This is a genomic window from Acinetobacter zhairuonensis, assembly GCF_022601715.1.
In the GTDB taxonomy this organism is placed as follows: Bacteria; Pseudomonadota; Gammaproteobacteria; order Pseudomonadales; family Moraxellaceae; genus Acinetobacter.
In genome coordinates this window covers 90,104-103,952 of record NZ_JAKVIM010000006.1, presented here as the reverse complement: position 1 = coordinate 103,952, position 13,849 = coordinate 90,104, and the positions used below count along the sequence as shown (strand labels likewise).

The window sequence follows — 13,849 nt, the reverse complement described above, 5'->3', positions numbered from 1 at the left end:
TTAAGTATATGGAATAATGATATGAAACAACTATCTGTAGTCGTCGATCGCCTTTCACGGCAAGGAAAGAATAATCTTGCCGTGACCCTCGTTCCAGTGGATCAACAACAATTGCCCACTTGGAAAGCAGGTGATCATATTGATGTGTTCTTACCAAATCAGCTGGTCCGTCAATATTCTTTAACGGGTCGCCCAAATGAGCAAAACGAATATCTTATTTGTGTAAAAAAAGAACAGCAGTCCAGAGGTGGTTCACGTTATGTGCATGAACAATTAAGAATTGGGCAAACCCTGAATATTTCATTGCCACGGAATGCTTTTCCCTTGGTTACAGCGCAACGTTATATCCTTTTGGCTGCAGGCATTGGTATTACGCCCTTGTTGGCTTTTGCAGAACAGTTAGAAACACAGCAAACGCCTTTCGATCTTTTTTACTATGTAAAAGACCTAGAAGATGTCGCTTTTAAAAAACGTTGGCAGAAAGGTTTCCAACATGGACGATGCCATCTTTTATTGAGTAATCATGGGCAAAGTGTTCGTCATGGTTTGCCTGAAATATGCCATCAAGCGAATCCCCTTACACAACTATATTTATGTGGTCCAGAAGCCTTCATGCAACATTGTCAGCTGCAAGCTATGCAATTGGGCTGGTCAGCAGATCAGATACAGCTGGAAGCTTTTGCACCAAGTCAAAATAAATCCTCAGAGACACATGCAACATCGGCAGAGTTTAAGGTCATTCTTCGCTCGACAGGGCAAAGTTTTGACGTCCCCGAGAACAAGACCATTGCTCAAACATTGATGGAACAAAATATTGCTGTACCAGTTTCCTGTGAAATGGGCATGTGTGGTGCCTGCCTGACACGTGTTTATCAGGGGGAAATTGACCATCAAGATACCGTACAAACAGAATCAGAAAAAAATGCCGCTGAACAATATATTGCTTTGTGTTGTTCTCGCGCCAAATCAGCCATTTTAGAAATTGCATTGTAATTACATTGTAAGTTTAATTTCAGAACTTTTAGGAAAATTAACATGAATGCCATCCCTGTGATCAATTTAGTCAATAAACCATGTTTCAGTCAGTTTGAAGATCAGGATTGGGACATTCTTTCACAACATTGGTATCCGATCGCACGGATTCAAGACGTCACACAGCAACCGCAGCAAGTAACTTTACTCGATATTAAAATGGCATTGTATAAAACCGAATCTGGTCAAATTCATCTGGTGCGTGATATTTGCCCACATCGTGGTGTCCCATTAACCAAAGGTTGGGTTGAAGGCGAAGAAATTATTTGTCCTTATCATGGTTTACGTTATAACGTGGAAGGTAAATGCACAAAAATTCCTGCGCAACCTGAGTTAACCAAAATTTCTGATCGCTTTAGTTTGACCAAATTTCCTGTGGTCGAAAAATATGGGCTGATTTGGACCAGCATTCAAAACCGTGATCTGAATACTGCAAACTTTCCTGTACTAGATACCTGGGATACAGCAGAACATCAATCCATTTTGCCGCCATCTGTCGACATTAATGGTTCTAGTGGTCGTCAACTGGAAGGTTTCATTGATGTTGCACATTTTGCATGGGTGCATCATGAAGCATTCGCCAGTCGTGAAAATCCCGTCGTGCCTAAATACAGCACTATTAAAACCGATTATGGTTTACAAACAGAATATATCAGTGATGTCAGTAATTATCCGCATGGGCTACAACATTTGGCTCCAGAAGGATTTTTATGGAAACGTGTTTTCGACATCTACCCACCATTCTCAGCCATTTTGAGCATTGATTTTCCAAACCAAGGTCTACTGAAAATTTTAAATGCTTGCTGTCCTGTGTCGCATAATAAAACTCGATTATTTGTCCCTTTAACGCGTAACTTTGATACCACAGGCGATTTACAAGAGGTCTATGATTTTAATGCACAAATATTTGCTGAAGATCAGGACATGGTCGAATCTCAAAAGCCTGAAGAGCTGCCGTTAGATCTAACCATGGAAGCCCATTTTGAAGCAGACCGCTCTTCTACGATGTATCGTCGAATTTTGGCAGATTGGGGCTTAAGTAAACGATATACCGTCTAAAAAGTTGCTGAGGTAAATCTAAAATGTAATCTAGTCGATTGCATTTTAGAAATTTAGCACTGAAGTATTGATGCGTTTTAGGTTGTTTTTTACTCTTATAAACCATTCAGCAACTCTAGTCTGTTCATGGTTTAGTGTTTACAAGCAAGGCATAAACAAAAGACTAAAGCGTGGAGATCAACAGAGCGTTGGATAGTCATTAAATTGAATTTGATGTAATTTTAATTATAGAAATGTCTGTAATGAGTTCTGAATCTTTGTAGTGTGATTGAAGTAATATCACCAATTCCTTTGCCCTTTGTTCGCTATAATAACAATCCCCTTCACTGAGCTCTTCTAACCATTCTGGTAGAGAACCCAATACGGTCTGCTTACCATGACGTGTGCCATAGTACACGTCTACGCCAGACTTTTTGGCTATGATAAGAAATTGTGACATAAGGAATATCCCAAGTCATGGGGTGGAATTTTACTGTTTGGTTGAAATTACATTAGACAGTAAGTTGACTTAACATGACATCACCATTCCTTGTGATATTTATGAAGATAATGCTCACTCTGTGAGTATTATGTGATCAACTTAGCCTTCTTAATTTACCAATTGTACATGCAAAAAAGAAGCCTATATCTATAAATAACCGCAATTTTTTCGATAGAGCCTTCAGGAAGTTTGGTGTGTTATTTGTATTTGTAAAACAATAAGATTCAATAGATTATATTTTTATTAGAGCCACATCCCACACAGCGTATAAAAGTCACCTAAATAAATAATCTGTTGCTAGCTGGAGACATTTCAAAGCAATAAGTCTATGTTAAAATTACAGTAAATCTACTTTAGATAGGTCATGCCATGGAAACTATAATTATTACCGTGATCTTACTGATAATCTTGGTATTACTGGTGTTCTTTTATAACAAGAAGAAATAGTGAGAGTTATTAGATTTATTCTTTGAAGCAATAAAAAAACACCGCTTTCACGGTGTTTTTTGAATAAAGACTCAGTTCAGATCAATTACGATATGTGGTCTGGTCATTTGGGATCAGTGGTTGGACTAAAGCTGTTTCAGTTTCATCTGCTTCAACTTTGTTACCTTCCGTTTTCGCAATAACAGCAGTTGCTACACTGTTACCAATAATATTGGTTGCAGTACGCCCCATATCTAAGAAATGATCAACGGCAAGAATCAAAAGAATACCTGCTTCTGGTAATTTAAACATCGCTAAGGTTGCTGCAATTACTACTAGTGAAGCACGTGATACCCCTGCAATACCCTTACTGGTAATCATCAAGGTTAATAACATCAAGATTTGCTGGGAAACGCTCAGTTCAATGTTATATGCCTGAGCAATGAACAACACTGCAAATGACATGTAAATCATTGAACCATCTAAGTTAAATGAATAACCTAGGGGTAATACAAAACTGGTAATGCGTTTAGGTACACCAAATCTTTCTAAGGCTGCCATTAACTTCGGATATGCAGATTCACTACTCGCAGTAGCAAAGCCTAAAGCAACAGGTTCACGTACAGTTTTGAGTAAGCGGAAGACATCCTTCTTAAGAAAGATATAACCGACACTGATAATAATTACCCAAAGAATGATCAAGCTTGCATAAAACTCGCCAATAAAAACACTATAGTCGAGAATGATTTGCGGACCTTTTACGGTAATTGCGGATGCAATTGCAGCAAATACAGCAATTGGTGAAAAAGTCATGACATAGTCCGTAATACGGAACATGATACGACACAATTCATCAATTATTTTTGCAATTACAGTGCCTTCATCTTGCTGATGATGTACATATGCTAATGCAGAACCAAAGAAGATCGAAAAAATAAGAATCTGAAGGATTTCATTATTCGCCATCGCTTCAGCAAAGCTTTTTGGGAAAATATGCGTGATAAAGGTTTGTAGGCTTAGATTGGTTGCACTTACGCCCACATCTACAGGTGCTGTTGGGATTGGGAGATTCATACCCGCGCCTGGTTGGAAGAAATTGGCCATACCCATTCCCAATAATAGAGAGATGAGTGAAGCACCAATAAACCAACTCATAGCCTTGAGTGTGATTGAACCTAAAGATGATGATTTGCCCATGGAAATCAGACCCGATACGATGGTCGCGAATACCAATGGTGCAATAATCATTTTAATTAATCTTAAGAATATATCTGTAAGAATCTTAAAATATGAAGCGATATTTTCAGCTTGAGTAGGACTCAAATTACTATGAAAAAGCCAACCAATTAATATTCCAGAGACCATCGCTACTAGAATAAATTTCAATAGTTTTTTCTGATCCATTAAAATTTCCTTTTAATACCCTAAAATCTTCAACAACATCTTATTGTTTTATAAGATGTTCTGATTTTCTTCCTTCCAAGCCAAATATCCATTTAACTTAGGGGTGACTGGCAGAATCTAAACAATATCAATAAAAATTAACAATGCAAAAAAGTATTTTTCCATGCAAAAAATGCATAGCGATTATTAAGATTTAATACAAAATGCCAATGACGATTAGCAGCAAAGCTTCTTAAATATTGTTAATGTTTGTAGTAATCAAACATTGTTGTTTATGGAATTTAAAGAACTAGGATCTGGTTAATGATAAGTAAAACTCTCCAAACATGCGGCTTGGCACTTACTCTCCTTGCATCTTCAATGGCGCTATATGCAAAAAATAATGTAGTTGTGGTTGCTACAGGCGGAACTATTGCGGGTGCGGGTGCAAGCTCAACCAATAGTGCAACCTATAGCGCAGCTAAAGTACCAGTGGATGCGCTGATCAAAGCTGTACCACAAGTGAATGATCTTGCAAATGTGACAGGTATTCAGGCGTTACAAGTTGCATCGGAAAGCATCACGGACAAAGAGTTGTTGTCTTTAGCACGTCAAGTCAATGATTTAGTGAAGAAACCTTCAGTTAACGGTGTCGTGATTACCCATGGCACAGACACCATGGAAGAAACGGCATTTTTCCTGAATCTAGTAGTACATACAGATAAGCCAATTGTATTGGTTGGCTCTATGCGACCTTCAACTGCCCTATCTGCAGATGGTCCCTTAAACTTGTATAGCGCTGTTGCACTTGCATCCTCAGATGAAGCAAAAAACAAAGGCGTTATGGTTTTAATGAATGATTCGATTTTTGCTGCGCGTGATGTGACAAAAGGAATTAATATTCATACTAATGCCTTTATCAGCCAATGGGGTGCTTTGGGTACTTTAGTTGAAGGTAAACCGTATTGGTTCAGAAGTTCTGTGAAAAAGCATACCAATAATTCTGAATTTAATATTGAGAAAATTCAGGGCGATGCTTTACCAAGCGTGCAAATTGTTTATGGTTCTGACTCTATGATGCCTGACGCCTATCAAGCATATGCAAAAGCAGGCGTAAAAGCGATTATTCATGCGGGTACAGGAAACGGTTCTATGGCAAACTACATAGTCCCTGAAGTCAAAAAATTGCATGATGAACAAGGCATTCAAATTGTACGTTCATCGCGTGTAGCGCAAGGTTTTGTCATTCGCAATGCAGAACAGCCAGATGATAAATATGGTTGGATTGCAGCACATGATTTAAATCCACAAAAAGCCCGAATTTTGACGGCGCTTGCACTGACTAAAACCAATGATGCGAAAGAAATTCAGGATATGTTCTGGAAATATTAATCTATAATCTAAGCTAAGTCGCATAAAGAAAGCCAGATTCAAGTATCTGGCTTTTTTAGTTTTTTTGAATATAAATGAATAAAAATAACCTTTATTCCAACTTAATCGGACCTGTGGTCTGGGCATCAGAATCATACCAATAGCCTGCATTTCCGTGCATGGTGTTGCCTTCTAGCCGATATTGAATAAAACCTTGCTTAAACATTAAACCGCCATCACTTCTTTTGGCAGCAACCTTTTTACCATTCACCCAGACATTTTCCTTGTCATCTACTCGTATAGTCGCAACGGTTTGTCCTGTATTGGCATTTTTTGCCACCCATTGCCCTGTAAAAGTGTGATGATGCATTGGATAAACTTCTGAACCAAAACCTGCTTTTGCATTTTCAGCTTTGGTTTTATTAATATCACAGCCCATCATTTCAGACATTTGTGTACAACCAGACTGCTCTAATTTGGTTCTGTATTTAGCATCAATAGCATGTGCAGTATTGAAACTACATAGTGCAAAAAGGATTACACATGTACTGCTCAACTTTTTATTCATTCGGTACATCCTCTTTTATAGTTGTATGAAAATTACTGACAATCAGATGAATTGACTTTATTTATTGTATTGATGCGACCATTGTAAGTAACCGTTGCTATACAGCTAGAATCACTTGAATTCCACCAATAGTTGGTTTTTGAACTGTAGTCAGTGGAACGGCTGGTTAAATGGTAGTTATAACGTTTAAACACAGATGTCGCTGAAATGGCTTTAGTTTCTTCTAGGTTTTTTATTTCTGGTGGAATTTGAAGGCTTTCATTTTTTTTATTGGAGCTATCTGCATATTGTGCTAAGGCAGAAATAGAGGCAATGGATAAAGCTGCGCTAGATAGCATGGAAGTATTGGTTGGATATTGTTCTTTTGAATTTTCTGATGCACGGTCCTTGGCATTTATCGAAATATTATTCAGTTCTGCAAGTTCGGATGGCGTCGCAGCTTGTGTCAGAGCTGATGTAAGACTGAAGAAGAACAAAGCACTGATTGTCTTATGAATATTGTTCATTTTATAACTCCCCTTAATCCGTGAGAAGATTTTTGTTATAGAGATACTCTAAGCTTTTTTTTTCGAAAATAAAAGTACTGAAATAATTTTAAATAAAACTAATCTTATTGAATTTTATCCTTATTTTTTTATGAATTTATACTTTTCAATTGTTTAATATATTTCTAATACATACAAATAAAATAGCTAGGATGAATTCATCCTAGCTATTTAAAATCAAGTTAAATTGAGCGATTAAACATAATCCGCTTTGCTTTGATCTAATAGGCTAAGTTGTAATAATTTTTTCTTTTTATAACGGTAGCCAATAAATAGACCGATAAACCAAATTGGAGAAACTGCAAGCGCAACTAATGTATCGTGATCAAAAGCTAAAATAACAATAGTGAATGCCAAGAATAACATGGTGAACCATGCCATAAATAATCCACCCGGCATTTTGTAGTTAGATTGCTGATGTAATTCAGGATCTTTTTTACGATATGCAATGTACGAAAGCACAATTAACATAAAAGTAAAAATACATAAAATTGAAGTCAGTGCAGAGATAATAGTAAATGCTGTCATGACATTTGGAACAATAAATAGAATTGAAGTTCCAAGTGTTACGCAAACCATTGAGAACACTAAGCCACGAATTGGAACTTTGCTTTTTGACAACTTACTAAAGCTTTTCGGTGCATCATTTTCTAAAGATAAACCGTATAACATACGACTGGTCGCGAAAATACCGCTGTTTGCAGATGATAATGCTGAAGTTGCAACTACAAAGTTAATTAAGCCTGCAGCAATTGGTAATCCCACATGCGTAAACATTTCCACATAAGGGCTCTTGTCTGGAGAAACTTGTGCCCAAGAAGTCACAGCAATAATACAGAGCAGAGAACCTACATAGAACAACAAAATACGTATAGGAATTGAGTTGATCGCTTTAGGTAGTGATTTATGCGGATCCTTCGTTTCTGCTGCAGTAGTACCCACCAATTCAATACCAACAAAGGCAAAAATTGCTATTTGGAAACCTGCCAAGAAACCTGTTAAACCATATGGGAACATTGAGCCACTTTCAAAAACATGTGAGAAAGAAGCTGAGACACCATTTGGAGAAACAAAGTTGGTGCTAATTAAGTAAAGTCCAGCAACAATAAATAGAATAATTGCCACGATTTTAATTAAGGAGAACCAGAACTCTAGTTCACCAAATATCCTGACCGCGACAAAGTTCAATATGGTAAGTATGGCGAGTGATGCAAATGCTGGTATCCATACCGGGATGTCTGGATACCAGAATTGCATGTATCCCCCAATGACAATGACGTCTGCAATTGCAGTAATGATCCAGTTACACCAATAGGACCACCCTAGAAAGAATCCTGCACATGGACCTAAATATGCAGTTGCAAAATCAGCAAAAGTTTTAAAGTTGGTATTTGCAAGAAGCAATTCCCCCATCGCACGCATCACGAAAAAGAAGAAAAAACCAATAATTAAATATGTGAGGATAATTGATGTTCCAGAGACACTGAGTGTTTTACCAGACCCCATAAATAAACCTGTGCCAATTGCACCACCAATTGCAATCATCTGAATATGACGATTGGTTAATGAGCGCTGCAATTTTTCTTCATCTTGTTCAGTCATGTGCTGACTACCAAGAAGATCTCCTTCTAGAAATGGCTTTCCCTTTTCATTACTCATGTAGTTATCTACTCCAATTTAAACACTTGTTACAAACCCTTTAATGCCGACTTAACCTACATAATGAATAATCTCAATGATTTAAATCAAATAATGTCATTAATTTAAATGCGTCTGAATAAATCCATTTAAATTTTTAATTTAAAGTCGTGCATGACTACTTAATTAAAGGGATTGCTTAAATAAGTTTTATTTAAAACTCAATAATCACTCCAATTTGAATGTGAAATGAATGCCTAAGATTTAATCCACAGAGTCTCATTTCAGTACTTTATTTGACCGAAATAATAAAAGCGTGGATCATACAGCACACTCGAAACTTTTAGGTTTAATTACTCTTTAGTTTTGCTTAATTTAAAAGCACTTGTTTACTTTAAAATGAACGTTTAGCTAAAAAATATGCAAAATATGGTTGCAATTATCCATTAGTCTAGTGTGTTTTATTTTAAGGATTGATGGATTTAAAATATGTTCCATCAATCCAATTCTGAATATATTTGAGTATTTAAATGCTCAAATATTTATAAACAAATACCTGGAGAAAGTTTTTCAGGTAAAATAACTTTGTCACTTTCCAGTGAAGCCATAGGCCAAGCACAATAATCTGCTGCATAAAATGCGCTTGCGCGATGATTGCCTGAAGCCCCTACACCACCAAAGGGTGCGGCGCTAGATGCGCCCGTTAAAGGCTTGTTCCAGTTCACAATTCCTGCACGCGCCTCAATTAGCAAACGATCAAACAACGCTCGATCTGGTGAAACCAAACCAACGGATAGTCCAAAACGTGTCTTGTTTGCGATGCTTAAAGCTTCATCGAAGTCTTTATAACGGCAGATGGTTGTTAAAGGTCCGAAGTATTCTTCATCTGGAACCTCAACATGGGTCACATCAATAATTCCAGCGGTCAGTAGTGAACTTTCTAACTGTGGGCGTGTCATTGCTAACAATGTTTTTGCACCCAAAGCAACAAGATTATCTTGTGCCTTAAGAATCTGTTCAGCTGCCTGAGAGGAAATCACCCCGCCCATAAACGGTTGCGGTTCAGCATTCCAAGTACCAACCACCAGCTTGCTCGCTGCTTCAACGAAACGTTGAACAAAAGCATCACCATTGGCACCTTCTTTCACCAAAATACGTCGTGCGCAAGTACAACGCTGTCCGGCTGAAACAAAGGCAGATTGGATCGCTAAATGCACTACGGCATCAAGGTCAGTCACTTCATCAATAATGAGTGCATTATTGCCGCCCATTTCTAAAGCGAGAATTTTTTCAGGACTGCCCGCCATTTGTTGATGCAAATGGTAGCCAGTATTGGCACTGCCCGTAAAAAGCAAACCATCAATCTGAGCTGAAGCCGCCAGTGCTTCGCCCGTTTGACGTCCGCCTTGTACCAGATTCAAAACACCCTCAGGTAAACCCGCTTGTTGCCAGAGTTTTACTGTTTCTTCAGCAGTCCAAGGTGTTAGTTCACTTGGTTTGAATACGATGGTATTTCCAGCAATTAAAGCAGGAACAATATGCCCATTTGGCAAATGACCTGGAAAATTGTATGGACCGAAGACTGCCAATACTCCATGTGGACGGTGGCGCAAAGATGCCACGCCATCTGCCATGACCGTTTCGCTAGCACCTGTTCTTTGATGATAAGCACGTACAGAAATCGCCACTTTTGCAATCATAGACTGCACTTCTGTCAGTGTTTCCCAAAACGGCTTACTGGTTTCTTGGCTAATAACTTCTGCCAGATGCTTTTTATTTTGTTCGAGTAAAGCGGCAAAACGTTCAATTAACTCGATGCGTTGTTCGATTGGACGTTTTGCCCATGCAGGAAAAGCATCACGCGCTGCAAGCGTGGCTTTTTCTACATCAGCTGAATTGGCTTCTTGAGCAGTCCAGAGTGCTTGGTTGCTGACTGGATCAGTTTTGATCCAGTCTGTACCATGCCCATTAAGCCACTGCCCGTTTATGAATTGCTTGCCCTGAATCATGCTTTGTGCTCTTTTGGGTTGAGTGACAAAACACGCACAACATCACCTTGCGCCACTTTGAGTTGCTCAGCCTGTGCTTGAGTCAACTGGATGGTTTTTTGTTGTGGATCATGCTGAACCAAAATACCGCGGAACTCTTGGTAATGATCATTCGAAATTAGATAAGGCTCTGCTTCATTCAAGGTTGCTGTTTCAACAATCGCAACTTGAAGAACCAAGCTTTCTTTAATTGAACGTAAGTTTTCAACATCTGCTTCTAAGGTTGCCCCGCCATCGAAAATGTCGACATAGCCTTGGAAACGTAAACCTTCACCCAACAGCAATTTGTAAGCAGGTAAGGTATTTGGATGTACTTTACCAATCACTTCTTTTGCTGCCGCAGGCAACATATCGACATATATAGGATAGCGTGGCATCAATTCAGCAATAAACGACTTTTGCCCTGTACCGCTTAGATAATCTGCCTTTCTAAATTCCATATCGAAGAATTTATGTCCGACAGCATCCCAGAATGGTGAATTGCCAACATCATCAGAATAGCCGCGCATTTCAGCCACGATGCGTTTTTCAAAAAGATGTCTAAATGCTGCGATGAACAAGAAACGGATTTTTGAAAGGAATTTTCCGTTCATATCTTTACGATAATCTGGATCAAGGAATAAAGTACACAATTCACTGCACGTGGTATGGTCATTGCTCAAAAATAAAGTTTGATGTGACTTATACACATTTAAATTTTTTGAAGAATGAACCTGTGTGCCCACATGGAAGTTGTACCAAGGCTCACTTAAGCCTAGTGCAACTTCAATACCACACAGTCCCACCACTTTGTTAATGCTGGTATCTTCTAAAACAAAGAAATAACCCTGATCTGCTTTACTCAGTTTGCCACGTACGGTATCGCAAGCACGTTTCAGTTTTGCAGCCAAAATTTCCAAGTTTGGCTGTAATGATGTAAGACCATAGCCTGCTTTTTCAGCAAGTTGGTAAATATCATTAATATCATCTTCTCGGATATAACGAATAATCATCATTTATGCACACTCCTTCAATTCTTGATAAAATTTTTCTAGGGCTTGTTCAAAACGACGTAGCCCTTCATCGATATCTTCAAATGGAATAATCAGTGAAGGTGTAAAACGAACAACATTTGGACCTGCAACCAGTGCCAGTAAGCCTTCGTCACCAGCCAAGTTCACAATCATTTTGGCTTGACCCGCATGCTCAGCTTTCAGCACACACCCAATCAGTAAGCCTTGACCACGGATTTGCTCAAACACGTTGAATTTGGCATTGATTTTATTGAGACCACTGACAAAATGATCAAAACGTTGCTTAACGCCATCTAACACTTCTGATGTATTGATGAATTCAAACACTGCATTTGCGACAGCACACGCCAATGGATTACCACCATACGTTGTTCCATGATCACCTACGGCATACATGTTTGCGTATTTGTCTGTGGTAATCATTGCACCGATTGGGAAGCCGCCGCCCAATGCTTTTGCAGTGGTTAAAATGTCTGGGGTAACCCCTGTATTCATGTAGGCATACAGTGAACCTGTACGACCAACGCCTGTTTGCACTTCATCAAAAATCAGCACTGCGCCATGTTCATCACAAAGTTGGCGTAAGCCTTTTAAGAATTCTAAATCGGCTGGTAAAACACCGCCTTCGCCTTGAATCGGCTCAACAATGACAGCGCAGGTGTTTTCATTAATGACTGCTTTCGCCTGCTCTAAATCATTGAATGCTGTATGCTGAATACCTTCTGGTAGTGGTGCGAAATCTTGAGAGTACTTTGGTTGACCACCCGCAGTTACGGTGAACAAGGTACGACCGTGAAAGGCATTCTTAAACGCAACAATTTGATTTTTTTGTGAATTACCGTTGAGTAAACCGACTTTACGCGCAAGCTTTAAAGCCGCTTCATTCGCTTCTGCACCTGAGTTACAGAAGAAGACTTTGTCTGCAAAAGTATTTTCAACCAACTGTTTCGCTAAACGTAGAACTGGCTCATTGGTATAACCATTACCAATATGCCAAAGTTTACTCGCTTGTTCTGTCATCGCTTGAACAGGCACTGGGTGTGCATGACCTAGGGCATTTACTGCAATACCACCTGCAAAATCTATATACTGCTTGTCATTTTGATCCCAAACTTGAGAACCTTGACCACGAACTAAGATGAAGTTTGCTGGTGCAAAAACTGGAACCATCCAATCATTAAAGTTCTCACGAGTCACTGCGAAGTTATTCATTTTGCTTCCTCTTCAATATTTCCAAATTTGTTTATCTTTAGCGCTTTGCCAGCATTGCCAAAGAAAAGTCCTGATATCTCTGCGCGGTGCGCCTAAATTCTGTGAAGCTGGATTGTTATAGAAAACTGGAATTTGATTCAGACTGTTCTAAACCGAGTAAAATCCAAGTTGGGGAAAAATGATGTTTAATCATCGTTTGAGCATGATGGATATAAGCTGAGGTCATCTATTTTTCCCTTAACAATTTGAGTTTCCTTGGCGCTAGGAATCTTTTGAGAAAGATGATCTGCAACTTCATGTTGAATGGATCGCATGCGGATTTTAAGTTTCAAAGAAAACTGACTCTGCCGCAGGCCTAGCGCATTTGTATATTATTCAAAATCAAAATGAGTAAAAAAATTTGTACTTTTTTTTAAAATGAATTATTTTTTTCCAAATTGACAATTGCAGGATGCAAAATGAGTGAAATTGATCAAATCATTCTGGGTTTACTAAAAGAAAATGCTCGAATGTCTGTCACGGATTTGGCAGAAAAAGCAGGGGTATCTCGCCCAACCATTAGAAGTCGCATTGATTATATGGAGTCCAGCGGAATGATCACGGGATATACCGTGCGCTATCGTCCAGATGTAGATAGGAATATTATTCGTGCATGGATGAGCATTATGGTGGAAGGCACTAAAGCCCGTTCGGTGATTAGTGAATTACGTCTTGATTCCGCAGTTGAACAGTTGCATAAAACCAATGGTAAGTGGGATATTTTGGTGGAAATCCAAGCCGATTCACTCGAAAACTTCGATAAGGTTCTGGAGAGAATACGTTGTATTTCTGGTATTTATAATAGTGAAACCAGTATTTTGCTTTCTACGTTTAAGACCTAATTTTTCAATATCTTTTTTAAATATCCTATTATGAAGCTAAGCTTTGGATGCTTTTAAAAGCACATTCGGAAACTATTGATTGATGTACTTAATGCAATATTGCATATTCTTATTCTAATGGACACCAAATCTCACAAACAAATGAACAGAGAGTCGTATCTAACTTGGACACTTTAAATGGTTTCTAACATT

Annotated in this window: 12 protein-coding genes; 4 read left to right on the top strand and 8 right to left on the bottom strand. The window is 38.6% G+C overall.

The features are described 5' to 3' along the window. The first annotated feature begins 21 nt into the window (after nt 1-21). A complete protein-coding gene (locus tag MKI85_RS06565; protein ID WP_241626148.1) occupies nt 22-993 on the top strand; it encodes a PDR/VanB family oxidoreductase in 972 nt (323 codons plus the stop codon). Nucleotides 994-1,035: 42 nt separating this feature from the next. Continuing rightward, complete coding sequence (locus tag MKI85_RS06560; protein WP_241626146.1) at nt 1,036-2,091, top strand: aromatic ring-hydroxylating oxygenase subunit alpha; 1,056 nt, start codon at nt 1,036-1,038, stop codon at nt 2,089-2,091. A gap of 199 nt (nt 2,092-2,290) precedes the next feature. Here the strand turns inward: MKI85_RS06560 and MKI85_RS06555 are convergent, their stop codons facing one another. Both MKI85_RS06555 and MKI85_RS06550 read right to left on the bottom strand, forming a co-directional pair. Beyond that, a complete protein-coding gene (locus MKI85_RS06555; RefSeq protein ID WP_241626144.1) occupies nt 2,291-2,530 on the bottom strand; it encodes a hypothetical protein in 240 nt (79 codons plus the stop codon). Between the two features lie 570 nt (nt 2,531-3,100). Beyond that, nucleotides 3,101-4,402, bottom strand: a complete 1,302-nt coding sequence (locus tag MKI85_RS06550) for a dicarboxylate/amino acid:cation symporter (protein ID WP_241626142.1) — start codon at nt 4,400-4,402, stop codon at nt 3,101-3,103. Nucleotides 4,403-4,705: 303 nt separating this feature from the next. Between MKI85_RS06550 and MKI85_RS06545 the strand changes: the two genes are divergently transcribed. Beyond that, nucleotides 4,706-5,773, top strand: a complete 1,068-nt coding sequence (locus MKI85_RS06545; RefSeq protein WP_241626140.1) for an asparaginase — start codon at nt 4,706-4,708, stop codon at nt 5,771-5,773. A 91-nt stretch (nt 5,774-5,864) separates the two neighbouring features. Here the strand turns inward: MKI85_RS06545 and MKI85_RS06540 are convergent, their stop codons facing one another. The 6 genes from MKI85_RS06540 to MKI85_RS06515 all read right to left on the bottom strand — a co-directional run bounded on the left by MKI85_RS06540 (nt 5,865) and on the right by MKI85_RS06515 (nt 12,776). After that, the gene (locus MKI85_RS06540) at nt 5,865-6,320 is read right to left on the bottom strand and encodes a hypothetical protein (RefSeq protein WP_241626138.1); all 456 of its coding nucleotides are present in this window, start codon (nt 6,318-6,320) and stop codon (nt 5,865-5,867) included. 32 nt (nt 6,321-6,352) lie between these two features. Then, nucleotides 6,353-6,826, bottom strand: coding sequence for a hypothetical protein (locus MKI85_RS06535; protein WP_241626136.1), 474 nt, complete (start codon nt 6,824-6,826; stop codon nt 6,353-6,355). Nucleotides 6,827-7,060: 234 nt separating this feature from the next. Further along, nucleotides 7,061-8,524, bottom strand: coding sequence for an amino acid permease (locus MKI85_RS06530; protein ID WP_241626134.1), 1,464 nt, complete (start codon nt 8,522-8,524; stop codon nt 7,061-7,063). 521 nt (nt 8,525-9,045) lie between these two features. Beyond that, entirely contained in the window at nt 9,046-10,512 is a 1,467-nt protein-coding gene (astD, locus tag MKI85_RS06525) for a succinylglutamate-semialdehyde dehydrogenase (protein ID WP_241626133.1), read from the bottom strand. Continuing rightward, a complete protein-coding gene (astA, locus tag MKI85_RS06520; RefSeq protein WP_241626131.1) occupies nt 10,509-11,546 on the bottom strand; it encodes an arginine N-succinyltransferase in 1,038 nt (345 codons plus the stop codon). Before astA ends, astD begins: the two co-directional genes overlap by 4 nt. Beyond that, complete coding sequence (locus tag MKI85_RS06515) at nt 11,547-12,776, bottom strand: aspartate aminotransferase family protein (RefSeq protein WP_241626129.1); 1,230 nt, start codon at nt 12,774-12,776, stop codon at nt 11,547-11,549. Nucleotides 12,777-13,234: 458 nt separating this feature from the next. Between MKI85_RS06515 and MKI85_RS06510 the strand changes: the two genes are divergently transcribed. Beyond that, nucleotides 13,235-13,657: an Lrp/AsnC family transcriptional regulator gene (locus tag MKI85_RS06510; protein WP_241626127.1), complete on the top strand. Its 423-nt coding sequence runs from the start codon at nt 13,235-13,237 to the stop codon at nt 13,655-13,657. Nucleotides 13,658-13,849 lie beyond the last annotated feature (192 nt).

Coding starts and splice junctions, on each gene's coding strand:
- MKI85_RS06565 (WP_241626148.1), top strand. CDS start 22: ATGAAACAACTATCTGTAGTCGTCGATCGCCTTTCACGGCAAGGAAAG.
- MKI85_RS06560 (WP_241626146.1), top strand. CDS start 1,036: ATGAATGCCATCCCTGTGATCAATTTAGTCAATAAACCATGTTTCAGT.
- MKI85_RS06555 (WP_241626144.1), bottom strand. CDS start 2,530: ATGTCACAATTTCTTATCATAGCCAAAAAGTCTGGCGTAGACGTGTAC.
- MKI85_RS06550 (WP_241626142.1), bottom strand. CDS start 4,402: ATGGATCAGAAAAAACTATTGAAATTTATTCTAGTAGCGATGGTCTCT.
- MKI85_RS06545 (WP_241626140.1), top strand. CDS start 4,706: ATGATAAGTAAAACTCTCCAAACATGCGGCTTGGCACTTACTCTCCTT.
- MKI85_RS06540 (WP_241626138.1), bottom strand. CDS start 6,320: ATGAATAAAAAGTTGAGCAGTACATGTGTAATCCTTTTTGCACTATGT.
- MKI85_RS06535 (WP_241626136.1), bottom strand. CDS start 6,826: ATGAACAATATTCATAAGACAATCAGTGCTTTGTTCTTCTTCAGTCTT.
- MKI85_RS06530 (WP_241626134.1), bottom strand. CDS start 8,524: ATGAGTAATGAAAAGGGAAAGCCATTTCTAGAAGGAGATCTTCTTGGT.
- astD (WP_241626133.1), bottom strand. CDS start 10,512: ATGATTCAGGGCAAGCAATTCATAAACGGGCAGTGGCTTAATGGGCAT.
- astA (WP_241626131.1), bottom strand. CDS start 11,546: ATGATGATTATTCGTTATATCCGAGAAGATGATATTAATGATATTTAC.
- MKI85_RS06515 (WP_241626129.1), bottom strand. CDS start 12,776: ATGAATAACTTCGCAGTGACTCGTGAGAACTTTAATGATTGGATGGTT.
- MKI85_RS06510 (WP_241626127.1), top strand. CDS start 13,235: ATGAGTGAAATTGATCAAATCATTCTGGGTTTACTAAAAGAAAATGCT.